Here is a 25081-nt window from a genome sequence, read left to right on the forward strand (position 1 = left end):
TCCGACCCATGCTGCCTTTGTTGGCCCTCTTTGCACTGGGTCTCCTCTTGCTCGCCTGGTCTCCAGAGCAGTTTAGCTTTTTTGATCGCGAAACAGTTGAGCACTTTGTCTCAGACACCGGGGTCATTGGCCCAGCTCTCATAGTTCTCTTGATGACTGTTGCAGTGGTTGCCAGCCCGATTCCGAGCGCCCCGATCGCATTGGCTGCCGGAGCAGCCTACGGTCACTACGCCGGAGCCGCCTATGTCGCAATCGGTTCCGAACTGGGAGCGATGATCGCGTTTCTAGTCGCGCGCCATCTGGGGAGGGACGCTGTGGTGAAGTTGCTTGGTAGCAAGACAGACTACGGGCTTCTCGGCTCGCAAAACGCACTTACCGTGATCGTGTTTTCAAGCCGGTTACTTCCGTTCATTTCTTTCGACGCGATGAGCTACGCCGCGGGGTTGAGTAGCCTTCAGCTTTGGCGGTTCTTGCTCGCGACATTCGCAGGGATCATTCCCGCCAGTTTTGTGTTGGCTCATTTTGGCAGTGAGGCCATATCTGGCGATTTCGGTGCGGCGGAGTGGCTGACACTCGGGCTTGGTTTTCTCACCGCAATGCCGCTTCTGATTATCGCACTGAGACGCAATCCATCAGATGGTCGCTACCAGGCTTGACCATAACTAACTGAATTAAAATAATAATGCGCTCTGGGAAGTCGCTCGATACCAATTGTTACAGTTCTCCCGTTGACCTTCCAGTGACTGGAGGTGTCACCTTTTTGGAAAGACAGGAGAAATCGATGGCCGACCATATGAACCATCACCACCACCATGGGCACGAACACGGTTCGGACAAAAGGCAACCCGGCGCTGACACCGTACTCGATCCCGTTTGCGGCATGGAGGTCGAAATCTCAGCCGAGACCAGAACAGCGGAATTCAACGATCAAGAATACTTTTTTTGCTCGGACAGTTGCCAGATCAAGTTTGAGACCGATCCTTGGTTCTTTGCTTCAGGCAACGCCGAGAAAGCGGGCCAACAGGTTCAGACGGGCGCGCAATGGACCTGCCCGATGCATCCCGAAATCATCCGCGACGAACCTGGCGCCTGCCCGATTTGCGGTATGGCGCTGGAACCGATGGTGCCGTCGGACGAGCCGAGCGAGGAACTCACCGATTTCACCCGGCGCATGTGGATCAGCGCCGCAGCGGCCGTCCCGCTGGTCATTCTGACCATGGGCGAACTGGTCGGCCTGCCGGTGCGCGACTGGATCGGGCATCGCATCGCATCATATGTCGAGTTTCTTTTGGCGACCCCCATCATCCTATGGGCGGCCCGGCCCTTTTTTCAACGTGGATGGGACTCTATCAGGAACAATTCGCCCAACATGTGGACGTTGATCTCGCTGGGCGTTGGTGCGGCCTATGTCTACTCGCTCATTGCGACGTTTCTTCCGGGGCTGTTCCCCGAGCAATACCGCGTCGGCGAAGCCGTGGGCACCTATTTCGAAGCCGCCGTGGTCATCGTGGCCCTGGTCTTCGTAGGCCAGGTGCTTGAATTGCGGGCGCGCGAACGAACGGGCGATGCAATCCGCGCGCTTCTCGATCTGGCGCCCAAGACCGCGCGCCGGATCCTGCCCGATGGTACGGAATATGACGCACCGCTTGAAAACATCGTTGAAGGTGATCTGCTCCGCGTCCGTCCCGGTGACAGCGTCCCGGTCGATGGCGAGGTTGTCGATGGCCGGACTTCGATCGACGAAAGCATGCTCACCGGCGAGCCAGTGCCGGTCGAAAAGACCGAACATGACCGGGTCACCGGCGGCACCATCAACAAGAACGGCACCATTGCCATCCGGGCCACCCAGGTTGGCGCGGACACCGTTCTGGCCCAGATCGTTGACATGGTCTCTGGCGCGCGCCGCTCCCGCGCTCCGATTCAGGGCTTGGCCGACAAGGTCTCCTCAATCTTCGTGCCCACTGTTGTTATCTGTGCGATTGCCGCATTCCTGTTCTGGCTGGCATTTGGGCCGAGCCCGGCGCTGGTCTTTGCGATTGCCGCTTCCGTGTCGGTTCTGATCATCGCCTGCCCCTGTGCCCTCGGTCTGGCAACACCGATTTCGATCACGACCGCCGCCGGGCGCGGTGCGCAGGTCGGCGTTCTCATCAAGGATGCCGAAGCCTTGGAGAGAATGGCGCGCGTCGACACCGTGATTGTCGACAAGACCGGCACCCTGACCCTCGGGAAACCGAAACTGACCGATGTGCTGGCTCTCGCGGATCGGGACGAACAAGAGGTCCTGGCGCTTGCCGCAGCACTTGAACGCGGGTCAGAACACCCGCTGGCCGAAGCCATTGTCGAAGGGGCCCAGGAGCAAGGCATAACCCTGTCACAGGCCGAGCAGTTCGAGGCCGTCACAGGCAAGGGTGTACAGGGTGTCGTGGAAGGAAGCACGGTCGCGCTCGGTAATCCCGCGATGATGCAGCAATTGGGTCTCGACACGGCATCGGCGGACGAGATCGCAGATGGTCTGCGCAGCGACGGGAAAACGGCGATGTACATCGCGGTCGACGACGCGCTCTCCGGAATTGTTGCCGTCGCCGATCCGATCAAGGAGACGACCGCAGGTGCAATCCGGGACCTGCACGTGCTGGGTCTGCGCGTCATCATGGCGACAGGCGACAACCAGCGCACCGCGGAGGCCGTAGCTGGAAAACTTGGCATCGACGAGGTGCGCGCGGGCGTTCTGCCAGAGGACAAGAAGGCCCTGGTCGAGGAACTGCGCAGCAATGGGGCCCATATCGCCATGGCCGGCGACGGGGTGAACGATGCCCCTGCCCTCGCGGCCGCCGATGTCGGCATTGCCATGGGCACCGGGGCTGACGTGGCCGTCGAAAGTGCCGGGATCACGCTTCTCGGCGGTGACCTGGTGGGAATCGTGCGGGCCCGCAAACTTGCCAAAGCGACCTTGCGCAACATCAAGCAAAACCTGTTTTTTGCCTTCGCCTACAACGCCGCCGGCGTTCCGGTCGCGGCCGGTATTCTATACCCGGTTTTCGGCCTCTTGCTGTCGCCAATGATTGCCGCCGCGGCGATGAGCCTGTCATCTGTCTCGGTCATTTCGAATGCGCTGCGGCTGCGGCGGGTGAAAATTTGATTGTGGCACAGGAGTGAAAACCCATGGCGAACGGACATCAGGGACACATGCCCTCCAGCGGTCGCGGATTGGCGATTTCGGCTTGGCTGACGGGTGTGTATTTTGTCATCGAGCTTGGGATAGGCCTCTGGACCGGTTCCATCGCCGTGATCTCGGACGCTTTTCACACTTTCTCGGCGGTCGGAGGCGTGTTGGTCGCTATCGTGGCTGCAAAGCTGGCGCGGCGACCCGCGGATGAGGAGCGCAGCTTCGGCTGGTATCGCGCCGAGATCATCGGGGCGCTCGTCAATGGTGGGTTTCTGTTGGCCATGGCGCTCGTCGTCATCGCCATGGCCGCTATGCGTCTCTCCTCACCGATCGATCTTCCGACAGGCCCAATGCTGATCGCAGCCGCCGGCGGGCTAATCACTGAGTTCATATCGCTAGGCCTGATCTGGAAGCAGAGCAAGGACGATCTCAACACCAAGGGCGCGCTCTGGCATGTCATCCAGACCTTCGTCGGCAGCCTTCTGATCATCGTGACCGCACTGGTGATCCGCTATACCGGTTTCTTGCTGATCGACCCGCTTCTGGGCATGGGATTCGGGTTTGTCCTGATCTGGGCCAGTTGGGGAATCCTCAGGGAGGCGGCGCATCTGTTGATGGAGGGCACACCGCCCGATGTCAGCCTGCCCGAGGTCAGCCGGGCGCTCGAAGCGCTCGGGGGTGTCGAAGACGTTCATCACGCCCATGCCTGGGCGCTGACGAGCGGGCGGCACGTGTTTTCAGCGCATTTGCGTATCGCGGAAGGCGCTCACCAGCACGCAATCCTGGAGGAAGCGCATTCCCAGCTTCGCGAAACCTTCGGGTTCTTCTTCGTCACGCTTCAGATCGAGACGCATTGCCTCGATGAAAGCGGTGCCGAAGCAATCGATTTGTCGGCAATTGAGAAGGAAGGAAACCACAGCCATGGCTGATGAAAACATTCACGCACTACATCGTATCTTCATAATCGCCGTTACACTCACCACGGCGGCCGAGATCGTCTACTTCACGGTCTGGGGATTGTACTTGTTTCCGGAAGGCAACGTCGCCGGTAAATTGGTCTGGACAATGACTTGTGGTGTCGCGATGGGGCTGGTGATCGGCGCCTTGACCTATCTCTGGGTGGAGGAGCGGTTCCAGGGTGGAGAGGCCGTCTGGGGAGCCGCACTGGTAATGGCGGCGGTCGGCAGCTACTGCGCCTGGCTTTGCAGCAAGATCGACGCCCAACTGGGCTATTTCGGGGGCGACAAAAACACGACCCTGTTCATTCTGAGCGGGGTCATCCCAGCCATTTTAGGAGGGTTGCTCTACGGCTGGCTTGTTTATGGCAAATCCGCAAAAGCGGCGTAAGATGGGCACGTGATGTCTCAAGGGGCGTTGCTCAGGTTTCCGTTCAAAGTACCGGGTACGCCTAAGACGCCGGAACATAGCAATCCTCGGACATGCCGCGTTCATCACATCCTATCGGTATTCGAACGAGTTCGCTTTCCAACGACTTCAGTTTCCCGATCTTTGCCTAAACTTCGGCGTCTTGCGTGGTAGCGAAGTGAGCTTAGAGCATTAGGTGTTCTTCAGACTGGGCCTTACAAGGAAGTATCTGCTAATACACAAGCGCGTGTGGAGTCGTCTTTTTTCTTGAAGTTCTAGCGGGTGTAAGCTGTATCCAAAAGCCTACAGGTGGGCAATCGGCACGCCAAATGACCAAGACGATGGAGACTAGATCGAGATGTTGACGAGACGCCATTTCATAGCAACGGGTGCGGCGCTGTTTTCGACGCCGATTGCAAACCCTGTGCTCGCCAGCACATGGCCAACTGCCTCTTAAAAGGCCGCCTGGGATGCGCAGGTGACCCCACCGGATTTCGATCTCGAAACCTCCAATCCCTGGGGATTACAGCCACGTTTCCTGCCGCGGCGGGTCGAAGCAAGGGATGGTCTGACGCCGGGAGACATTCATGTCGACGCGGTGGCAAGATACCTTTACCGCATTGAAGAGGGCGGAACGGCGATGCGCTACGGTGTGGCGATTGCCCGTGGCAATCTCTATGAGCCGGGAACCTACACTATCCGTCGCAAGGTCGAGTGGCCGCATTGGACGCCGACCAAATCGATGATCGAGCGCAACCCGCAATATGCCGAATTTGCAAATGGTCAAGAGCCCGGCCCAAGGAACGCACTTGGGTCACGTGCCCTTTATCTCTTTGTCGGCCAGCGTGACACATACCTGCGCATCCATGGGTCGCCCCAGTCGAGGTCAATAGGCGGTCGGGCCAGTTCGGGATGTGTTCGAATGGTGATGGCGCATATCAACGAATTGTATCCCAAGGTCGCCATCGGCTCGACTGCGACTCTCTACTCCGCCGAAGACAGCGTTACGGCGCGAAGTTAATCCGCAACGCATCCAAGGCGTCACGCGCCAGAATCGTCAGCTAGGTATCTCCCTGGGGTCGAGTGTGCAGTCCAAATTTGCAATGACGCCTAAGAAGCCTGCTTCACGCAGATCGGGTTTCCACGAACTGTCCTGAGCGGCAAGAGCGTCGTCTCGACGGAACCGGCATGCATATACCAGTAGCAATTGTCTTCGGGGACCAGACGGGCTGTTGCAAGGTCCTGATTTGGAGCCGCGAGCGCCGCAACTTCTTCAGGGAGAGGTGGAAGAGCTTCCGAACCCTGCGAGTTTGAAAAATCTGCGGAGCAGGCTCCAAGTACCAGCACGGTGGAAAGAAGAATTGCGCTTCGTTTGTACATGAATGGGATTCCTCAAGGCACATTGGTTTTTTTCTTCGCTCTCTTGTCTCGCATCAGTCATCATATGGCGCAATGATTTTGCAAACCAAGACGTATGTTTCCCCGAGAAAAGTGGCAGAAACTCAATGGTTTTGCCAAAAACAGGCTCATATGCCCAATGATGGTCACCATCGTACTTAGCACGGAGTTTTCCTCTTGAACCTCTAGTTGCTGTCCGTTGGAAAAGTGGCCCTAGTCGACGGATTTTCGGACTAAGTTGACCCGTCAAATCCGCGTGCGAGGCCGCATGATAACTACTCGATAATACCTCTATGAAGAAAAAAGGTGAGTGGTTAAGCGCTGCTCAACGCCGTAATCCTCCACCAGCGGCCTGTCGTGAAGTTCAAGCCGCTTACTTCAACGGCAAATGAACCGCGATTTCCAAGCGCTGACCGTTCAGCGTTGCGTCGACATTGCCCTGATTGGACAGGCAAAGCTGTTTGACAATGGACAGACCCAGCCCGCTAGAGTGGTCCTGCTGGGTACGAGTACGGCTGTCGGACACACGATAGAAGCGGTCGAACAAGAACGGCAGCGCAGCGTGGTTGACGTCGGGGGCGTCATTGCTAAATTTCAGTCTGGCAACATTCTCGCCAACGCTTTTGGCTGCGCTAATTCGACACGATTTGTTGTCCGAGGCGTATCGCGCCATGTTGGACAAAAGGTTGTCTGCGATCTGCCGCAGGATGTTCTCCGACACTGCAAACCTCTGCCCCAACAGAGTGGAAGAAACATCCAGATCCAACTTTAGGCCGCGTTTCTGAAACCTTGCATCCCAACGGATCTTTGCATCGCTTATGCACTCGCCGACCGGTGTGCCGCTGCAAGGTTTCAGGTCGTCGTCGTTGGCAGGGTGTTGCAGTTGCATCGCTTCGATTGAATGGGTCAACGCTGAAAGGTGGCTAAGTTCGCTCGCCATCAGTTTGAAGAACGCTTCATCGGCCTGAAATACGCCATCCTCCAACCCTTCGGTGTAACCGCGAAGGCTGGTAATCGGGGTGCGCAGCTCGTGGCTGAGATCCGCCAGGTATTGGGCGCGGCGTTGGTCCTCTTGTTCAAGCGCTGCGGCAAGTGCGTTGAAGTTTTCGGCCAAATGGCCAACCTCGCCCCCCTCGATGGCCGACCGGACGCGGTAATCGCCGTGGCGCAGACGTTCCGTCGCCCGAGCCAGCGACCGCAACGGGCGCACAATCAGGAATGCCAGCCCGATCGAGGCAAGAATTGCTGCCAGCAATCCGATGATGACGGTGGCCCAAAGCTGGCGTTCGACGTCGTCGACATACATTGCGTGCAAGCTACCTGGCTCGATATTGAATGTCGACATCAACCGTTCAGAATAGACGCTGCTTTGGCGCATGAATGCCAGATACCAGGCTGCGGCGAGGGCCAGGATCACCGCCGCATTGGCCGCGATGATCTGCAAGGTCAGCCACGGCAGTCTGTGCAATCGTTCAAACACAGGCGCTTGCCATCTTAAAGCTGCCCTGGGGCGAGAACTTGTACCCGAACCCGCGAACGGTCTGGATCATGGCGCCAGCGTCCTGCCCAAGCTTGGCGCGCAGGTGGTGGACATGCACATCAATGGCCTTGGGGCTGACGGCATCCTCGTTGCCGTAAATGGCGGCAATCAGCGAGCCGCGTTCGAAAACCCGGTTCGGACGTCCAAGAAGGCGTCGTAAAATTCGGTATTCATGCGGGGTCAGGTCGATAGTTGCTCCATTGACATTGCAGGTCGGCTGGGCGTCATCCAGCCGGATCGGACCCGCAATGATCTGGTTGCCCTGCTCCGGCCTTGGGAAAGAACTGCGCCGCAAGATCGCCTTTACCCGCACCAAAAGCTCCCGGGGGGAGAACGGCTTGACGATGTAGTCATCGGCACCCACCGAGAACCCGCGCAAAATGTCGACCTCGTTCCCCAACGCGGTCAGAAATAAAACAGGCGTCTGGTCACCGGCGGCGCGCATGGCGGCGGCAATGTCGGTACCCGTCTTGCCCGGCAGCATGACGTCGAAAATACACATGTCAAAGTCAGCACCCATCGCCATTTCCAGCCCCGCGCAGCCAGTGCTGGCGGTCGCAACGCGGTGCCCGGCGCGTTCTAGATAGGCGCTCAGCAGGTTAAGGATGTTTATGTCATCCTCGACCACCAAGGTGGATGCGATGGGTTCGATGATACGGGCTCCGCGAAAAACGAGTGTCTCACCTTAAGCGCGATTGGGGATCACACGGACTGACAATCCAGTGATCCGCAAAGCGCGCCGCTAAGGTTCCGTTGAGAGAACCGCCGCCCCGGGAAATCGGGGCGGCCGGCGGGGTGCAGTCTTGATTACAGGTCGCTGGCTGGGGTTGCGAAGATTTGCTTCCAGTTGCCCTCGCCCTTGCGGATCACGGTTTCCGTGTCCGCCAGGAACAGGTTGTTGTGTGCTCCCGGGCTGCTGTTGAGATAGAGCTGACCGTCGACGATGGCGAAAAGGTCAGGTTGCGTGGGCACCTTTTTGCCCTTGCTTGCTCCGGCCGAGCACCAGCCGCCGTAGGCTGGGGCAAATTTCGCCGGGTCGGCGTTGAACATCTCGAGGTTTTCAGCCGATGAGAAATACCACGTCGCGCCCTGATAGGTCGCGGAGTAGTCCGCTGATCCCATCGTCGGTGCGCCGACAGTATGATAGGCGACCACATCATAGCCACCCACGACCGCATCGCCGGCGATGTAATGTTCATCCACGGCCAATGCCGGGCCCGCCGACAGCACCGCGAAAGCCGTCGCCGCGGTAATTCTAGCAAATTTGTTCATCCTAATCATCCTTTGTCTGGTTGGATTCGACGTTTCCTCCCCGCTGGTGCCCATTCCAGACAGCAGCCGGATGCAGACAGAATAATCCCGCAAGATTTCAGCGCGGTTCGCTGTTGGTTAAGATTTGGTTAGGCTGCCAGGAGGCGAAGCGCTTTGGAACCGTGCGCCAAATGTTGATCGAACGACTGTCTGGGGTCGATTCCGGTTGGGGGCGGAATCGTATCATAAGCCGACCTTCGAGCGGATCGCGGCGAAATCACTGGAAGAGCCCAATGTTTGTACCGGCTGCTGTTCGCAAGTGAGATATTGGCGTGGCTAGCGGTAGTCGCTGATATGTATCCGGCCTGTTTATCGGCTCGCGGGCCGTGGCCATTTTGGGTTACGCACGCGCCTTGATCTCATTAGTGACCAGGTCGATGACGACCATTTGGGCTCTCAGATTCTGGGGGCGTATTGTCTCCGTTCCATGCTTTTCTCCTTCGCGAACTTCTTTGGGCTTCGGGTGCTTCAGATGGCACCTAAGGCCTCATCTCCTTGAACCGTATACTTCGATCCGTGACGCAGAATGCTCCATGCGGTGCGGGCCAGTTTGTTGGCCAGGGCGACAGCGGCCTTGTTGTGGGGCATACGGGCTACGACACCTCGCAACCATGGCCCCAATCCCAAGGCATCCCAGCGGTGTGGACGCATCAATATGACATTGGCGGCCTGCACCAAAAGCATCCTGAGATAGCCGTTGCCCCGCTTGCTGATCCGACCAAGGATTGTCCGCCCGCCGGTGCTGAACTGACGCGGAACGAGGCCGAGCCATGCCGCGAAGTCACGACCTCTATCAAACACCTCACCCTTGCCAATGGCAGCCACGATAGCTGTCGAGATCAGTGGACCGATCCCTGGGATAGTCATGATGTTGGCGCTGTTTTCCTCTGACTTACTGATCTCTTCAATCTCTGACGAGATTGCCCTGATCCGTTCATCGACCCAGAGCCAATCGCCGTAAAGCCCCAAGAGCGTGCTGCGCATCCGCGGTGAGATTTCATCGCGCCGGTTTTCAAGGATTGCCTCAAACGAGCCCTGCAACCTATGCCGCCCCGCCCGCACAGTTATACCTTGCTCGATCAGGAACGCCCGGATCTGATTGATTGTGGCGGTGCGGCGTGCCACCAGCCTCGACCGAACACGATGCATTGCCTGCAGGTCCAATTGATCCTGGCTTTTCTCGGTAACGGTCCGCAAGTTCGGCCGCATTGCGGCCTCTGCGATGGCTTCCGCATCATTGTAATCGTTCTTCTGACCTTTATTGAATGGCTTCACATAGATCGCAGGAATGATCCTAGGCTCAAAACCAAGTTTACGCAGCATGCGACTGACAAAATGCGCGCTCATGCAGGCTTCCATGCCAACGATACAGCGCGGCAAACCCTCAAACGTCGGCTGCAACGCCAATCGCTTAATCTTCTTGCGCAAAACGCGATGACCCGCATCATCAAAGCCAACGAGGTGGAACGTGTCTTTTCCGATGTCGACGCCAATAACTGCGATCTTGGCGATGGCTTCTGAGTTCTTCGATTTCATAGCTACTTCTCCTCTTTGCAGAAATAGGCAGAGCCTAACCTGCCGGGTGAAGCAGCCGGTACATCCCATTAGTGATTAATGCTGCGGATCGTTCCAAAGGCGGGCTAGTGCAGAAAGCCGCTGTTGAACACGGCTGCCAGTTCTATGTGTTGCCCTTGATCAGTTACGGTCTGAAGCTGAAATGGAGCCTTGATTTGCGTCAACGCGAACGACACCGGAATCCGATAATTAGCGGTGATGGATAAACTTGCTGACTACGACAATCAGGTCGTCAAAAAGCTAGCAACCAAATTGACCCGATCCGAGACAACGCCTCGCGGAATGCTCGACCGGATCTTCCATTTTGTGCGCGACGAAATCCGATTTGGGTTTCCGGTAAACGGCGACTTCGTGAAGGCGTCGGAAACGATCAGGCTGGGATACGGGCAGTGCAACACCAAGGCGACGCTTTTGCTTGCCCTGTGTAAGGCGGCGGAGATACCGTCGCGCATCCATTTCTCGTTGATCACCAAGGATATCCAGAAGGGTTTCTTCAGGGGTCTCGCCTATTGGCTGATGCCGAAGGAAATCTCTCATTCGTGGATCGAGGTGGAAATCGAGGGCCAATGGCGGCGGGTCGACACATTCATCAACGACAAGACGCTATTCGATGCGGCCAAGGCCAAGATTAAGCACCTAGGCTGGACGGTGGGCTATTCGGTGGCGCTGGAGGACGGCGAGGCCGGTGCCGATCTGAACCTTGATCATGAGGTTTATCAACAGATGGCAGCGGTGACCGATGACCATGGCACGTGGGATGATCCGTCGTTTTATTATGACAGTGAGAACTACCGAAACCGACCGGATGGCTTCCGAATGTGGGTCTATCGGCATCTGATTGGCGGAATAAACCGCCGAGTCGAAGCTGTGCGACGTGGCGTGGGCTGAAGGCGAAACAAAGCGGTGGATCGTCTTTTCGCCTTCAGCCCACGCTTAAGCTAATACTGGGTAGTGGGACTATCTCGTCCTTGGGTCGAACCCTTGCAGCCAGCGCTAACGGCACGAACCGGACCACCCACCTTCCAGGTTTCTCAATATAGCCCGGGAACCAGCCTGTAGCGCACACGACGCGCATAGTCTCGATAACCTGGCAACTCTTCCTGCAAGGTCCGATCTTCCAATGTAGTTCTTAGGGCCGAGATGGCAGTTGCGGCCACAACAGGAATCAGGGTCCACACCGAACCAAGAGCAAGAACGATACCGAACAGGGCATAGATGTTTCCGGCATAACCCGGATGCCGCACAAATCGGTACGGACCGCTGTCGCACACCACATGCCCTTGATCTGTTCCAATGCGCACGACGCTGTAGAAAAAGCGGTTCTCCGCAAAGGCCCATGCCGCAAATGCGTATCCGGCCGATATTATGAGGAAGCCAATACCAACGAGCCAAAGCGGGATTTCGGGAGACCAACCATAGCGGTGATCCAGCCCTGCCACGATGACGGCGGGGTATCCGACACTCAGCGCCATCAGTGGGGCGAGCACTTTATCCCAGGGTTTGGCGCTCTGAATAATTTCAGTATCTTGCCGTTCAGCCGTCAATCCCGGGTGTCGGCGCTCCGCCCAAATGCGCCCCCCTATTCCAGCGACTATGATCAGAGGGGAGTAAAGCCATGCCTGCCACCAACCAGGGTCCCCGCCACAAATCAACAGGATCAGCGGGATCAGAAGATACACCACACCCAATCTGGCCCACTGGCCAGGAGATATAGATTGAGTTGCCTCTTCACCGCCTTGCTTTGCCGACATGTTAATCTCCGAGCTGGACGGATTAAGTGTATGCCTACCCGTCCTGTCACTCAACGATGCCTGGGCCCGCGCAATTGACGGCCGTCGGCTCGGCCGTTCTCGTTTCACAACCGGAATTGCCGGTGCCGAAACCCCATCCCAAATCCCGCACTGAAAACCACGGCGTGGGAAGAACCTTCTTCACCGATACACAGGTTCACTTTTTGAGTTCGGTGTCCGGTTCAAGGTGGATCGTGAACGAAGACCCTGGGAATTGGGTTTCAAGCGCCTTTTCGATCCTGTCGCATATGTCATGTGCGTCCCCGACAGCCATGTCGCATCCGACGACCAAATGAAACTCTGCGAACAAAACGGCGCCGGAGGACCGCGCCCTCAGATCATGAAACTGAAGTGCGCCGTCCATTTCCTGTTCGATAATGCGCTTAACCTCCGCGCGGGTGTCGCTGTCTATGCTGGCATCCATCAGACCATCAACGCTTTCTGAAATCACGTGCCAGCCTTCTCGCAGAATGTTCAGCGCGACGAGGATGGCGAGGATCGGGTCGAGGATCAGCCATCCGGTTGCCAAAGCCAAAATCACCCCGACCACAACCCCGGCGGAAGTCAGAACATCGGTAAAGATGTGGCGGGCGCTCGCCTGAAGTGCGGGCGAGCGGTTTCGCCTTCCGACGCGCAACAGGGCATAGGCCCACAGCCCGTTGATGATCGCAGCAATTACATTGACTCCGATCCCCAGCATGGGGGCGTCTTCGATATGAGGATTGGGCAGCGCTGCGACAGCTTCTCGAATGACCAGAAGCGCGGCGATCAGGATCATGACGCCTTCCGCAACTGCAGACAGGTATTCGGCCTTGGTGTGGCCGTATGGATGGCGGCTGTCGGCAGGTTTGTCCGCCAGGCGCACAGCATAGTAGGCCAAGCCCGCCGCGATGACGTTGACGGTGCTTTCAAGCGCATCCGACAACAAGGCGACCGAGCCGGTCATCTTCCATGCTAAAAGCTTGAGCAGGAAGACCAGCAGGGCAACCGGGATCGACCAGAGGGCAAATTTGCGCGACACGTGATCCTCTTACGGAGTTCGCCCCCTTGCTATCTGCAAACTGAGTAGCTCGCGAGAGCGATTTGCACCGAAGATGCACCATGCACCTTCGGCGTATCACTCAGTCCTCAAAGATTCCTCGGTCAGCGCCACGATGACACGCGGCGCAATTCGCCATGGACCCGGCCTTCTTGAGCTTGCGGGAAGAAACCTCGCCATCGTGCTCAGAGCGGAACCAGGGCATTTCGGAAATCCGCAGCGGTGTGTCGTCTGGCGCCACCCGGTTCAACAACCCCGAGGACCGCCCACCTGCATCGGCAGCATTCTGAACCAGGTAGGCCTCGATTTCGGCGCGGGAGGCTTCATCCAGCGTCGCGTTTTCGCCAAAGTGGTCCTCCAGCGTGGTCATGATCATCGTCCAGGACCGCTGTGGCAGGAACCCGGCCGGGTAGGCCATGTGGCATTCGCTGCATTCGGCCTTGGTGGCGGCATGGGTGACAGGCTGCATGTATTCGCCTTCGCTGGCGAATACCGGTGCCGCGACAAACGCCAATGCGGCGATTGGAAGTGTGTGTTTCATAGGAGGATCCTTTCTTCAGAGGCTCATAAGCCAGGAGATAATGTCGGCTTTTTCCTGCGCGCTGCAGTCGCGCCCAAGTACCGAGTTGCAATTACGTCCGAACCACTTCTCGACAAATTTCGTGTCGGTGAAGCGTTCGCTGTTCACGCCGGGGGCAAGCGGATCAATCGGCTTGCCGGTGCGGGCCTGACCGCCCTTCGTGGGGTCAGCCGTATGGCAGGTCGTGCAGGACGGCGTGTCGGGTTTGCCGCCGGAATGCGTGGCCATGAACAGGGCCTGTCCATTTTCCGGCGACGGTGTTGCGCCTGCCTCGTTGCTGTATTGGTCAATCAGGGCCTGTGGCGAGGTGTCCTGCGCCAGCGCCGGGTGCGCCAGCAATACAGCTGTTAGGATCAGTACGTGTTTCATTGGGAGGGCTCCTTGGGAATGGAAATCTGGAACGGGCTGAACCAACCGGTTTCGGCATCCTTGTGGCAAGCGATGCAATTCGAGCGGCTGTAGATGGTCCGGTGCTTGAACGTGTCCTCGTCAATCGAGGCATGAAGGCGTTGCCACATCTTGGTGTCAGGCAGACCGACGGGGGTCGTTTCCTGCAAATCTGCCCATAGCGTTGCCGGTTTGCTGTCCGTGGATGCCGCGGCGTGATTGCCCAGCCAGTCCGCAATCTCGTCGCCGGTGTCGTCCGGCAGGCTGGCATCCTCTCCGAAATGATCATTCAGCCGGTTCATCATCAATTGCCAGGACTCGGCTGGGCGTGTGGACGGGTGAAAGGCCATGTGGCAGGCGGCGCATTCGTCAACATAGATTTGTGCCATCGGCGCAATTGGCGGAAGGGTCAGGGGGCGTTGCGACAGACCGTTGAGTGTGACACCGACTCCAATCACCAAACCGGAAACCGAAAGCACCGCAAGCATCAACTGCGCTGGTTTCGGCGGCGCAACCAGATCACCGTCGCGCATCTCCTTGCGCCCAGTGATCATCGCGCGGGCAAGGTTTTCATGACTACGTCGGCTTTCGATGATGACGCCAGCGACATGCAGGACAACAAGGCCCAGCAAGGCAAACCCAGCCAGTTCGTGAAATTCGGTCCAGAATGAACCCTGGGCGGCGGGCAAAAAGACCGCAAGCGGCCCGCTCTTCAACCCACTACCCAAAGCCGCGATACCTGTAACGCCCAAGCCGATGATCAGCATCAGCAGGGCAAAAACCATCAGCGCGCCAAGCGGATTGTGCCCGATATGACGAGCATGGGACGTGCCCGTCTTCAGGTGACTGACTACTTGCCCGACACTTGGAAGAAACTGTGAAAACCTGGCGTAGGTCGGACCGGTAAACCCCCAGACTATCCTGGCCGAGACTAGCGCAACGGCAAAGGAGCCGGACGTCAGGTGCAGGCGTATCCACGAGGCATCCAGCAGGAATCCGGACACCAGGGCCGTGGTCACACTTGCCACCAACCCCCAATGGAACACCCGAATGAACCTGTCCCAGACGAGGTGTCTGTCATCGACCAGCCCTTCGAACGGCGCGGGAATGTCGCTCATCGATTCTGCCTCTCATCAAACTCGGCTTCAGTTTGTCAGAGACGCCCTGATGCTGGCCTGATGGGGGCTGTCAGGAAATTGTCAGGTTGTGGCCAGGGGCAGCTTTATCCGAACCATCAATCCGGGATCGCGGCCAATGAGCTCCAAAGACCCGCCCAGGGTTTCGGTCAACTCTTGCGCGATTGCCAGCCCGAGGCCCGTGCCGCTTTCGTCTTCACGTCCACCTCGGCGCATGAGGGTTTCGATCTTTTCCCCGGGAATGCCAGGGCCATCATCAAGAACACTCACAATCGCCTGAGCGGCACGCTTTCTTGCGACAATAGTGACCTTGTTCTTCGCGTGGCGGGAGGCATTTTCCAGAATTGCGCCCAGGATTTCAAACAAATCCTCCGTGCTGGCCGCAACCATCAGGTTGCCCGGCGCATCCACCTCCCAGTTAATCTCCTTGCTCGGGGTGGCCTTCTGAACAACGGCGACAACCCGATCTACCCCGCTGGCAAGGTCGGTTTTGGCGGCAGCACCGCGTGAAGCAATGCGAACCCTGTTGAGTTCCCGATCGACATGCCTTTGCATGTTGTCCGCAATATGCTCGATGGACTCTGCGGTGTCATTCAATCCAGCCGCTCGCACCCGGCCTGCTTCGCCCAGAAGCGCCTGCAGCGGTGTCTTAAGCCCGTGCGCCAGGTCACCCGCCCGATATCGCGCCTGTTCGATGTCTTTCTCGCGCTGAACCAGCAGGGCGTCGACCTCGCCCGTTAGCGGGCGAATCTCGGATGGAAAATCCGCACCCACACGATCCTCTTCGCCGGTCCTTATCCTTGCAAGACGCTGTTCGACAGCGTTCAGGGGGCGAAGACCGAAAACAACCTGAACAACCCCGGCTGTTACAAAGAAGAGGGCCAGGACAAGCGTATAGGGCAACAGGTCTTCGCGAAACTCGTCGGTGCTTTCCGCCAGTTTGGCGGCGTCCATGGCCACCGCAGCACGCAGCGGAATGCCGCCAAGGCGCGCGGGGAGCTGCACGCTACGCTCCATGACAAGCAGCTGCGTGTCGCCCGGGCCGGCAAGGTCGTGCACATGCACCGCCCCGTCCTTCAGGTGATCAGGCGGAAGGTCCAACGCAAAGTCCCATAGCGATCTGGAACGCATCTGCTGGTCCGCGGCTTCGATCTGCCAATACAGGCCACCAAAGGGGGTGATAAACCGCGCATCTGCAGGGGCCGATCCGATCCTGATTTGTCCGGTTGCATCGCGTTCGACCCCGGCGAGGATTTGGTCGAGTTGAACCGAAAGCTCATCAATGGCACGCCGTTCCACGTGTGAGGCAAACAGTTGCCCCAAGCCCCAGAACGCAAGCAACAGTGCGACGGACACGGAAATTGCCGAGGCCGCGAATAACCGAAGGCGGAGTGAGCCGGTCTTCACCCACGACCCTCCGCCGCGTCAAGGAAATATCCGAACCCGCGCCTCGTGCCGATAACTCCGGCGCCCAGCTTCTTGCGCAGCCGGGTCAGGATGGCTTCGAGCGCATTGGCTTCGCGGGCATCATCATCGCCGTAAAGATGCTCAAGAAGTTCGGTTGGCGGAACCACGCGGTCGCGATGCAGCATCAGGTAAGACAACAGCCGATATTCCAGCGCGGTCACCGAAACCGGTACCCCGCGAACTGACACGGCCATCCTGTTCGTATCAATGGCCAGATCACCCAAGGTCTGCACTGGTGAACCCTGACCGACGGAACGGCGCACCAATGCCCGCGCTCTCGCAACCAGTTCTTCCATGCGGAACGGCTTGGGCAGATAATCGTCAGCCCCGGCTTCGATCCCTTCGACCCGTTCATGCCAGGCACCACGCGCGGTCAGCACCAGCACCGGCATTTCCCGACCATTGGCACGCCAGCGTTTCAGGACGCTGAGGCCGTCCATGCCTGGCAGCCCCAGATCAAGCACAACAAGGTCGTAATCCTCGGTATCGCCCAGGAACCACGCATCCTCGCCATCCTCAGCCGTTTCCACATGAAAACCGGAGGCTTGCAGAGCCGCCTTCACATCCTTGCGGATGACCGGATCATCTTCGACCGCGAGAAGCCGCATCAATCGTTCCTTTCCTGCCAGCCTTCCTGTTCGACTTCGAGTATCTCGCCCGTGGTGGCATCCACCATGACCTCGATCATTCGGCCAGCGCGGGTGATCAGCTCCAGCTCGTAGACATAGGTGCCATGTTCGCGTTCGAACTCCGCCTCAAGAAGCCGGGCGTCGAATTCATTCAGAATGACCGGAATGATTTCTGCGAGCGGAATCACCTGTTTCTGACGCACCGCGTCGCGTGCCGCATCATGATCGCCGGACGCAACTGCGGGTGTGGTTAAGGCACACATCAGGATGATGAGAACATGTTTCATACCCGTAGCCTAACGCTTTTGCACTGACAGTTCACTGACACTCATCGTCAGATCGGCATCAGTGTTCATATGACAAAAGAGGGCATCAACAGGGCAATCCCGCCCGACTGAAACTGGAGAACACCATGAAAAAGATCCTTCTTGCCACCACCCTGATCGCCGTCACTGCCACAGCTTTTGCCGTCAACGCCGCGACCGACACCGTCCAACCGGCTTCACCTGCAAACATCGTCTGGATGCCCGTGGGCGAAATCGTCGCCAAGATGGAAGCACAGGGCTATCAGGTTCTGGAAATCGAGCGCGAAGATGGCCGCTTCTATGAGGTCGAAATGCGCGACGCCAACGGCTTTGAAGTCGAGGCCTACCTAGACGCCACAACCGGTGAGCCGCTGCGCCAGATGTCAGACATGGACGATGATGATGACAACAAGGCTAGCGATTACGGCGACAAAAACGACGACTAATTGGCGACCCACAACCAACAAAACCCCCACAGCGTACAATCGTTGTGGGGGTTTCATGTGTGATCAACTCGACCAGAATTCATGCTTAAAGAAATCATTCAGGTCGAGAAGCCAACTCGCCGGTGGCAGGCCAAATACTGTCAACACGATCAGCACAATCACGACCGCCAGACCGATCACGGCTTCAAGCCTATGCCCATGAGGGCACATTCTGTTGCCCAAGATCATCGTTTGGAAGGTTCGAAGATGTAGCGCGGCATGCCAAAGTGAAAACCCGACAAACAGCGAGGCCAAGACAATATGGATGTCATCCCATCCTTGCCGGTCCACACCCATCACCTGCCAGTCAATCGCGTTGGAAATCTTTCCTTTCGGTGCGAAATACAACAGCGCACCGCTGACCAGCATCGCCAGAAAAGAAAAGGTCACGCCAAAAACCGATATGGCCCTACCTGTTATCTTAGACCTGACATGTGCGCCTGATTCTGCGTTGGCCATAACTGCCTCCATTTCTACTAAGCAAACAATAGGGCGGTTTTTGAATTGTTGCTTTGATCCAGGTGAAGTCATCCTCTGAGATTTTGCGCCTGCATCGAAAAACCTTAAACGAACCGGAAATTGGCCCGTCGTGTTTCAATGTCTGCTTGCGTCGTACGCAATATTACGAACTTGGTTGCTCACGGTATGGAACTCAGCTTTCACCGCGCTTCGAACAACGTCTCCAGGATAGGGCAGTCGGGAACGTCACCTTGGCTGCACTCCGCTGCCATCCCCACAAGTGCCTTTTCCAACTTGCGCAGCCCTTTGATCTTTTCACGCACAGAAGCCAAGTGCCCGATGGTCAATCCATGCACCTCGCCACAGGTAAAGTCTTGCCGGTCAACCATTTCTAGCAATTCGCGAATTTCATCAATGCTGAACCCAAGCTCTCGCGACGTCTTGATGAAGGACAGCCGCTTGAGTTGATCATGGTTGTACTGCCGGTTGCCGCCCGACGTGCGATCCGGTTTTGGCATCAGTTTGATACGCTCATAGTAGCGGATCGTTTCAATGTTCACACCGGTGCGTCTGGACATCTCACCGATTGCGTAGCCTCGCGTTTTTGTTACCTCAGGCATTGAAGAAACCCCTTGCATCTGTAGCCCCTACAGATCGCATGCTACACCAAGAATCCTGAATTGCGAGCACTTGAATGACTGACACAACAAACGCTGACCTGAACAAACACGACCCTGATAGCCGCAAGGCTCGCATGATTGCGGCGGGCGGCATTCTTGGAGCTCTTGCGGCCTCAACCTGCTGCATTGTTCCATTGATCTTGTTCAGCCTTGGCGTATCCGGCGCATGGATTGGCAATTTGACGGCGCTTGAACCTTACAAGCCGATCTTCATAGCAATCACGCTTGGGCTTCTCGGCTACGGCTACTGGATGGTTTACCGCAAACCTAAAGCCTGTGCGGATGGAGAGACTTGTGCCCGACCGCTTCCCAATCGGCTGGTCAAATCTGCACTTTGGGCATCAACCATTCTCATCGTGATCGCGTTATTCTGGAATTGGATTGCGCCGGTCGTCGCCCCCATTCTTCTTGGTCTGTGAAAGGAACCATAATGAAACTCTACACACCAGTTTTGGCCTTGATTGGCTTCATGGCCGCCGCTCCTGTCTTTGCGGCTGAGCAAACAGTGACATTCTCGGTTCCGGGTATGACCTGTGCCAGCTGCCCATTCATTGTTGAATCGGCGATGAGCGGCGTCGAAGGTGTTATACAAGTGAGCGCCGATGCAGACACTCGAACGGCCGTTGTAGTCTTTGACGACGCCATAGCCAATGCAGAAGATATAGCGTTTGCGTCAACGGCTGCGGGCTACGAAGCCGAGCTTGTTTCTAACGACGGCAATTCCTGAGCTTCAAATGAAAGATAGCTCAACAGGAGGTTTGCTGGCCTTCATCGTGACTGCCCCGGTTGTCGTCATCTGCTGTGGTGGAAAGGTGGCTCTGGTTGGAACTGCGCTTTTCGGAACCGTTGGTTTTCTATCTGGCGCTAATGTGCTGACCGCACTCCTGGCAACACTTGGCGGAATCGCGTTTCTGGCGGCACGATCCTTCATGCGGTTGCGCGGGCAAGACCGCGATTTCAAAGAGGGCGACCGAGGTGAGCGACAGACTTCTTAAACTGGGCATCTTTGGCACGGTGATAGCCGCGCTGTGTTGCTTCACGCCAATTCTCGCTGTGCTTTTCGGGATTGTGGGGCTGTCGGCCGTAGTTGGCCATCTCGATTATGTCCTATTGCCCGCTCTTGCTGTGTTCGCGCTGATCACGATTTATGCTCTCATCCGCCGTGCGCGGATAACCTGATACCGAAAGACCAAAAACATGTCCGACTGTTGTTCTTCGAATTCGGCAGATGCCGATACATTTGACCTCGCTGTCATTGGTGCTGGATCTGCTGGATTTTCTGCCGCGATCACGGCAGCCGAAGGCGATGCCCGCGTTGCGCTCATTGGATATGGAACCATCGGCGGCACTTGCGTCAATGTCGGTTGCGTCCCGTCCAAGGCAATGATCCGCGCAGTGGAAACACTGCATTCAGCCAAAACCGCTGACCGGTTTGATGGTGTGGAAGCCACCGCAAAAGTGACCGATTGGGCGGCCTTGGTCGCCCAAAAGCAAGCCTTGGTGGATGATCTGCGGGCAGCAAAATACGTTGACGTTCTGCCAAACTATGAAGGCGTGAGCTACATCGAAGGCCAGGCGCGTTTCGCAAGCGATGGCTCTCTAGAAGTCGGACATCGCACCATTCGCGCGCCAAAAGTCATCATCGCGACGGGGTCTTCGCCACTCGTGCCAGATATCCCCGGAGTGGAAGACGTCGATTGGCTGGACAGCACCTCAGCACTTGAACAGTCAGAACTTCCCAAGTCACTCATGGTGATGGGTGGCGGCTACATCGGCGTTGAGATTGCTCAGATATTTGCCCGCGCAGGTGTCGAAGTAACCATTGTCACGCGTCGTGGCTTGCTTCCAGAAGCCGAACCAGAGGTCAGCGAAGCTCTAACGAAAGCCTTTGTCGATGAAGGCATCAAGGTGCTGGACGGGCTATCATACGACAGGTTTGAAAAATCGGGCGAGGTTGTCACGTTGCACGCGACACATAACGGCGTGGCGGTCAGGATCGAAGCCGAGAAGCTCTTGTTGGCGACGGGTCGCATCCCGAACACGGGTTCTTTGGGGCTTGATGTCGCTGGGATCGACATCAACGCGCGTGGCGGAATTGTCATCGACCCGCAGATGCGCAGTACCCGAGACGGGGTTTATGCCACAGGCGATGTGACTGGGTCTGATCAGTTTGTCTATATGGCGGCCTATGGCGCGAAGCTCGCCGCCAAGAATGCGATGAATGGAAACACACTCAGCTATGACAACGGCGTCATGCCCGCTGTTGTCTTTTCTGATCCACAGGTCGCCAGTGTCGGCCTTACCGAGGCGCAGGCCGAGTCCGCTGGTCATGAAGTGGCCACATCGGTCTTGGGCCTGGAGCACGTGCCTCGTGCGTTGGCTGCCCGCGACACGCGCGGTCTGATCAAACTGATCGCGGACAAGGACACTAAGCAGCTATTGGGCGCGCATATCATTGCCCCGGAAGGAGCAGACAGTATCCAGACCGCAGCGATGGCTATCAAAATGGGAATGACCTACGACGATCTGGGCGCAATGATCTTTCCCTATCTCACAACAGTCGAGGGGCTGAAGCTGGCCGCACAAACATTTGATAAGGATGTAGCCAAACTGTCCTGCTGTGCAGGATGAAGGCGGTCATGGCGCGAAGCAGCTATCTCGACTGGTCAGTGGTGTCTGATGGGTATGTTGCCAAGGCTCTTGAGGCGTTAATGACAGCGGAACGGATGGCAGATCGGTGGAATGGGATTACTCCGCAAGAGCTTGCCATTCACCGACAGGTGCTGCTCGGTTTCGTCAGGGCTGGAATGCCCCCAACATTGAACGACCTCAAGATGTCCACTGGGCAAACATTGGTGAATTTAAGATCAGCACTTCGGAGCCTGCAACGACGCGATCTGGTCCTTTTTGAAGACGACGTGATTGTAGCGGCCTATCCATTCTCCGCGACCCCGACGCAGCATCGAGTTTCACTGGGCGGCAGGCGCATCAACGCTATTTGTGCCATTGATGCATTAGGAACCGCTGCGATGATTGGCCACGAGACGACTGTTCAGTCTTCCTGTCCGGAGTGTGAAGGGCAGATCAAGGTTTCAATCAACCGGGATGGATTGGAAGTAGAAGCCGTGCACCCCGAAGCTACCGTCATCTGGGCCGCAGTATCGGACGTGAACGGGTGTGCTGCTAAAACGCAATGCCAGTCCATGTTGGCATTTTGCTGTGACGAGCATCTTGAAGCGTGGAAACGTGGAAGACCTGCCGGAACCGGCTTTCGGTTAACTCCCGAAAAAGCCACCCAAATTGGAGCAGCTGTTTTTCTACCTTTCGTCCACTCAACCGACAGGCCCATCGAATTGACGCCAAGTTCATGAATGACCATCTGGGCACGGACTCTGTCTAGCCCTCCGTCAACTTCGAGCTGGGCCAGATGCTTTAGGGCGAGAGGCTGAAAGCTGACATTCCTACTTGATGCAGCATCAGGGAGTTCGGGCTCTCTGCCGTCGTTCTCTGCGCGCAGAACGAATGGCTGTTTTCCCGCAAGGCTTGGTTGGCGCAGGGTCTGTCAAAACACCTAGATGTCGATCCGCCACATCCTAAAGCGCCCCTGCCCTGTCATCTCACGGATCAAGCCGCTTTCTTCCAGCCTGACCAGATTGCGTTGCACAGCAGCCCTGCTCGCACCGGTCAAGGCCTCGGCCATAGGAGCCGAGGTCAAAGGCCATTCCGTGAGGACTTTGCGCAATGCTACAGGTGTACGACCCGACAGTTGCGCCATCGCACTCTTCGCGCGAACGCCCCATACTTCAATGCCATCCAGATGACGCATCGCAGTCAAAATGGCGCTGTCCATGCCATCCAGCCAGCGGTCCAACCGCTCTAGCGGCAAGCCGGAGGCACGCAGCCCCCCTACCCCACCCATGGCCAGCGGTGCAAAGATGGCACCGCTTCCGTCGCTGGCCGCGATCCTGGCAGCTGTGACGGCCGCTTCGATCTGGCCGCCGTGTTGCCCGAGACCCGCCATGCTCCAAAGGTGATTCCCCATACAGGCGCGTGTAATTGGGTGCAGATCGGAAGCTGCCGTCATCACAGCTAGCCATCCGCCAGCGCGATCTTCGAAACGCTCGGCGGCGTCCTCGATGTTCTCGGGATCGCGGCGGTCAAGAAACGCTGCAAGATCGACCTTCGGTCCGGGACCACCTGTCAGACGACGAACAGCCCACCCAATTCGGGCCAGCGCTTCCGGATCATCCTGCGCGCCAGACAACCGCATTGATATCCAAAGAGCGAGGCGGTCAGAACTCACCCGATCCCCTGCAAGCCAGCTGAGGTCTGCCGCCTCGATCAGTGCCAGTCTGTGTCGCCAGCCATTCGGGCCACGCAGCAACCGGTCATCCAGCGCACCCAAGCGTCCAGCCACCTTTGCCAGCCGCGCAGAGTGAGCCCCCTCTGCCTTTGCCCAATCGTCTATGACCGCGGTATCAGGCGGTTCCGCCCGTGGCCCGGGAGGCAAATCATCCGGTCCTTCTTCGAGCGGCCCCGGCAGGAACCAGAGGTCGTCTTCGTGAGCCTCCTCATCCCCCTCCGTAGTGATGAGAGGGTCGTCGAAATCATCAATAAAAGTAGATGCTTGCGGCTTCATATGTGCATAATAATAGTATTATGCACATTACCCAAGTGGTTTTGTGGCCATTGCCCATGCTCTTTATATAGCATGCGCGCGCGACCGCCGGCGGAACCTCTCAGATTGCGCTCAGCGCAAGGAAACCAAGGGATTGTGCACCAGCACGACGAGAAAACACTTGCTTGCGTTCGTTTACAAACGGTCGTTTAGTAGTGATACCTAAAATTGCAAACGGCCCGTTCTCATGCCCCTGATAGGCTACGCCCGCGTTTCCACAGACGATCAGTCCCCCCTGCCCCAGTCTGAGGCCCTGCAAACTGCGGGATGTGTCGAAATCCTTGAAGAGCACGCCTCAGGCGGCAATCGCGCGCGGCCGGTGCTTGCTCGAGTATTGGATCGCATCAGCAAGAGCGACACGCTGGTTGTCGTTCGGATTGACCGACTCGCGCGGTCTCTGTCGCACCTCCTCGAGGTGATCGAACGTCTGGAGGCCAAGGGTGCCTTCTTCCGCTCGCTGCAGGACCCGATCGACACGTCCTCCCCGCAGGGTAAGTTTACGCTGCAGGTTCTGGGCGCCGCGGCCGAGTTCGAACGCGCTCTGATCCGCGAGCGCACAAAGGCCGGGCTTGCCTCGGCCCGCGCCAAGGGTCGCGTGGGCGGCAACCCCGGGCTTCGCGCCAAAGACCCCGCCGCGCTGCGCAAGGTGCGGCTGGCGCGGCAGGACGGATATATGGAGCGCTTAAACGAGACCGCGCAGGATTGGGTGCCCCATGTGCGGCGTCTGCGGCCCGATATGGCCTGGGAAGACGTGCTGCGGATCATTAACGGCCCCCTGCCCCATGATCGCCGCTGGACGCAAAGCCGCCTTCTGCGCGCCGTGAAAGCATATGTGCGCGACGCGTTCCTGCCCGCCGAGGTTCTTGGCCGCGCCGGACGTCGCGAAACCGACGACCGCCTGCCCGCCATCGTCGCTGGCATCAAGGGCGCGGACCCCGACATCACGCTTCAGGCGATATGTGACCGGCTAGAGGCGATGCGCGAACGCACCCCGCGTGGACGCGCCAGTTGGCAGCCGTCGTCCGTGAGGATGCTGCTGGAACGGGCGGAGAAGTTGGGTTTGCTGGAGCCCGCGCAATAATCACAACCTT

The 25081-nt window shown here is 57.7% G+C and carries 29 protein-coding genes; 13 read left to right on the top strand and 16 right to left on the bottom strand.

The window, feature by feature from the left end; all coding sequences use genetic code 11:
- The first annotated feature begins 8 nt into the window (after positions 1–8).
- From Q0864_RS15120 to Q0864_RS15140, 5 genes are all read left to right on the top strand, one after another.
- On the top strand, positions 9–656 hold the full coding sequence (locus Q0864_RS15120) for a VTT domain-containing protein (RefSeq protein ID WP_298571326.1): 648 nt from the start codon (positions 9–11) through the stop codon (positions 654–656).
- A gap of 137 nt (positions 657–793) precedes the next feature.
- Positions 794–3139: a heavy metal translocating P-type ATPase gene (locus Q0864_RS15125; protein WP_298571515.1), complete on the top strand. Its 2346-nt coding sequence runs from the start codon at positions 794–796 to the stop codon at positions 3137–3139.
- A 23-nt stretch (positions 3140–3162) separates the two neighbouring features.
- Positions 3163–4095 (top strand): cation diffusion facilitator family transporter, encoded by a 933-nt coding sequence (locus tag Q0864_RS15130; RefSeq protein ID WP_298571327.1) that lies wholly within the window; start codon positions 3163–3165, stop codon positions 4093–4095.
- Complete coding sequence (locus Q0864_RS15135) at positions 4088–4513, top strand: hypothetical protein (protein WP_298571328.1); 426 nt, start codon at positions 4088–4090, stop codon at positions 4511–4513. Before Q0864_RS15130 ends, Q0864_RS15135 begins: the two co-directional genes overlap by 8 nt.
- A 496-nt stretch (positions 4514–5009) precedes the next feature.
- Positions 5010–5552 carry a L,D-transpeptidase gene (locus tag Q0864_RS15140; protein ID WP_298571329.1) on the top strand — a complete coding sequence of 181 codons (543 nt, stop codon included), beginning with the start codon at positions 5010–5012 and terminating at the stop codon, positions 5550–5552.
- An 89-nt stretch (positions 5553–5641) separates the two neighbouring features.
- Here the strand turns inward: Q0864_RS15140 and Q0864_RS15145 are convergent, their stop codons facing one another.
- From Q0864_RS15145 to Q0864_RS15165, 5 genes are all read right to left on the bottom strand, one after another.
- Entirely contained in the window at positions 5642–5911 is a 270-nt protein-coding gene (locus Q0864_RS15145) for a hypothetical protein (protein ID WP_298571331.1), read from the bottom strand.
- A gap of 391 nt (positions 5912–6302) precedes the next feature.
- Positions 6303–7409: an ATP-binding protein gene (locus tag Q0864_RS15150; RefSeq protein ID WP_298571333.1), complete on the bottom strand. Its 1107-nt coding sequence runs from the start codon at positions 7407–7409 to the stop codon at positions 6303–6305.
- On the bottom strand, positions 7402–8097 hold the full coding sequence (locus tag Q0864_RS15155) for a response regulator transcription factor (protein WP_298571517.1): 696 nt from the start codon (positions 8095–8097) through the stop codon (positions 7402–7404). The genes Q0864_RS15150 and Q0864_RS15155 overlap by 8 nt, the downstream gene beginning before the upstream one ends.
- A 179-nt stretch (positions 8098–8276) precedes the next feature.
- On the bottom strand, positions 8277–8741 hold the full coding sequence (locus Q0864_RS15160) for a YHS domain-containing (seleno)protein (RefSeq protein ID WP_298571335.1): 465 nt from the start codon (positions 8739–8741) through the stop codon (positions 8277–8279).
- A gap of 507 nt (positions 8742–9248) precedes the next feature.
- Positions 9249–10316: an IS110 family transposase gene (locus tag Q0864_RS15165; protein WP_298571337.1), complete on the bottom strand. Its 1068-nt coding sequence runs from the start codon at positions 10314–10316 to the stop codon at positions 9249–9251.
- 237 nt (positions 10317–10553) lie between these two features.
- Here Q0864_RS15165 and Q0864_RS15170 point away from each other — a divergent pair, with 237 nt between their 5' ends.
- Positions 10554–11243: a transglutaminase family protein gene (locus tag Q0864_RS15170; RefSeq protein ID WP_298571339.1), complete on the top strand. Its 690-nt coding sequence runs from the start codon at positions 10554–10556 to the stop codon at positions 11241–11243.
- Positions 11244–11386: 143 nt separating this feature from the next.
- Here Q0864_RS15170 and Q0864_RS15175 read toward each other — a convergent pair whose 3' ends face one another.
- From Q0864_RS15175 to Q0864_RS15210, 8 genes are all read right to left on the bottom strand, one after another.
- A complete protein-coding gene (locus tag Q0864_RS15175; protein ID WP_298571341.1) occupies positions 11387–12106 on the bottom strand; it encodes an isoprenylcysteine carboxylmethyltransferase family protein in 720 nt (239 codons plus the stop codon).
- A gap of 196 nt (positions 12107–12302) precedes the next feature.
- A complete protein-coding gene (locus Q0864_RS15180; RefSeq protein WP_298571343.1) occupies positions 12303–13166 on the bottom strand; it encodes a cation diffusion facilitator family transporter in 864 nt (287 codons plus the stop codon).
- 100 nt (positions 13167–13266) lie between these two features.
- On the bottom strand, positions 13267–13725 hold the full coding sequence (locus Q0864_RS15185; RefSeq protein WP_298571345.1) for a diheme cytochrome c: 459 nt from the start codon (positions 13723–13725) through the stop codon (positions 13267–13269).
- Between the two features lie 15 nt (positions 13726–13740).
- Entirely contained in the window at positions 13741–14133 is a 393-nt protein-coding gene (locus Q0864_RS15190; protein ID WP_298571347.1) for a DUF1924 domain-containing protein, read from the bottom strand.
- Entirely contained in the window at positions 14130–15269 is a 1140-nt protein-coding gene (locus tag Q0864_RS15195) for a cytochrome b/b6 domain-containing protein (protein WP_298571349.1), read from the bottom strand. Before Q0864_RS15195 ends, Q0864_RS15190 begins: the two co-directional genes overlap by 4 nt.
- An 81-nt stretch (positions 15270–15350) precedes the next feature.
- Positions 15351–16643: a HAMP domain-containing sensor histidine kinase gene (locus Q0864_RS15200; protein WP_298571351.1), complete on the bottom strand. Its 1293-nt coding sequence runs from the start codon at positions 16641–16643 to the stop codon at positions 15351–15353.
- Positions 16644–16690: 47 nt separating this feature from the next.
- Positions 16691–17362 carry a response regulator transcription factor gene (locus Q0864_RS15205; protein ID WP_298571353.1) on the bottom strand — a complete coding sequence of 224 codons (672 nt, stop codon included), beginning with the start codon at positions 17360–17362 and terminating at the stop codon, positions 16691–16693.
- Complete coding sequence (locus Q0864_RS15210) at positions 17362–17670, bottom strand: PepSY domain-containing protein (RefSeq protein ID WP_298571355.1); 309 nt, start codon at positions 17668–17670, stop codon at positions 17362–17364. The genes Q0864_RS15205 and Q0864_RS15210 overlap by 1 nt, the downstream gene beginning before the upstream one ends.
- Before the next feature lie 125 nt (positions 17671–17795).
- On the opposite strand from Q0864_RS15210, the gene Q0864_RS15215 reads away from it, so the two are divergent.
- Entirely contained in the window at positions 17796–18134 is a 339-nt protein-coding gene (locus Q0864_RS15215) for a PepSY domain-containing protein (RefSeq protein ID WP_298571357.1), read from the top strand.
- A 63-nt stretch (positions 18135–18197) separates the two neighbouring features.
- On the opposite strand, the gene Q0864_RS15220 is transcribed toward Q0864_RS15215, so the two are convergent.
- Positions 18198–18632, bottom strand: a complete 435-nt coding sequence (locus tag Q0864_RS15220) for a DUF4405 domain-containing protein (RefSeq protein WP_203240509.1) — start codon at positions 18630–18632, stop codon at positions 18198–18200.
- Positions 18633–18832: 200 nt separating this feature from the next.
- The gene (locus Q0864_RS15225) at positions 18833–19252 is read right to left on the bottom strand and encodes a helix-turn-helix domain-containing protein (protein ID WP_203240508.1); all 420 of its coding nucleotides are present in this window, start codon (positions 19250–19252) and stop codon (positions 18833–18835) included.
- A 74-nt stretch (positions 19253–19326) separates the two neighbouring features.
- Between Q0864_RS15225 and Q0864_RS15230 the strand changes: the two genes are divergently transcribed.
- The 5 genes from Q0864_RS15230 to Q0864_RS15250 all read left to right on the top strand — a co-directional run bounded on the left by Q0864_RS15230 (position 19327) and on the right by Q0864_RS15250 (position 22683).
- Positions 19327–19731 carry a mercuric transporter MerT family protein gene (locus tag Q0864_RS15230; RefSeq protein WP_298571362.1) on the top strand — a complete coding sequence of 135 codons (405 nt, stop codon included), beginning with the start codon at positions 19327–19329 and terminating at the stop codon, positions 19729–19731.
- Between the two features lie 11 nt (positions 19732–19742).
- Complete coding sequence (locus tag Q0864_RS15235; protein WP_298571364.1) at positions 19743–20039, top strand: cation transporter; 297 nt, start codon at positions 19743–19745, stop codon at positions 20037–20039.
- A gap of 248 nt (positions 20040–20287) precedes the next feature.
- Positions 20288–20491, top strand: coding sequence for a mercury resistance system transport protein MerF (gene merF / locus Q0864_RS15240; protein ID WP_298571366.1), 204 nt, complete (start codon positions 20288–20290; stop codon positions 20489–20491).
- A gap of 18 nt (positions 20492–20509) precedes the next feature.
- On the top strand, positions 20510–21943 hold the full coding sequence (merA, locus tag Q0864_RS15245; RefSeq protein WP_298571368.1) for a mercury(II) reductase: 1434 nt from the start codon (positions 20510–20512) through the stop codon (positions 21941–21943).
- An 8-nt stretch (positions 21944–21951) separates the two neighbouring features.
- Positions 21952–22683 carry an alkylmercury lyase family protein gene (locus tag Q0864_RS15250; protein ID WP_298571370.1) on the top strand — a complete coding sequence of 244 codons (732 nt, stop codon included), beginning with the start codon at positions 21952–21954 and terminating at the stop codon, positions 22681–22683.
- A gap of 200 nt (positions 22684–22883) precedes the next feature.
- Here Q0864_RS15250 and Q0864_RS15255 read toward each other — a convergent pair whose 3' ends face one another.
- Positions 22884–23951, bottom strand: coding sequence for a hypothetical protein (locus tag Q0864_RS15255; RefSeq protein WP_298571373.1), 1068 nt, complete (start codon positions 23949–23951; stop codon positions 22884–22886).
- Between the two features lie 226 nt (positions 23952–24177).
- Between Q0864_RS15255 and Q0864_RS15260 the strand changes: the two genes are divergently transcribed.
- Positions 24178–25071 (top strand): recombinase family protein, encoded by an 894-nt coding sequence (locus Q0864_RS15260; RefSeq protein WP_298571375.1) that lies wholly within the window; start codon positions 24178–24180, stop codon positions 25069–25071.
- Positions 25072–25081 lie beyond the last annotated feature (10 nt).

It is taken from the genome of uncultured Aliiroseovarius sp. (assembly GCF_947497285.1).
GTDB lineage: Bacteria > Pseudomonadota > Alphaproteobacteria > Rhodobacterales > Rhodobacteraceae > Aliiroseovarius.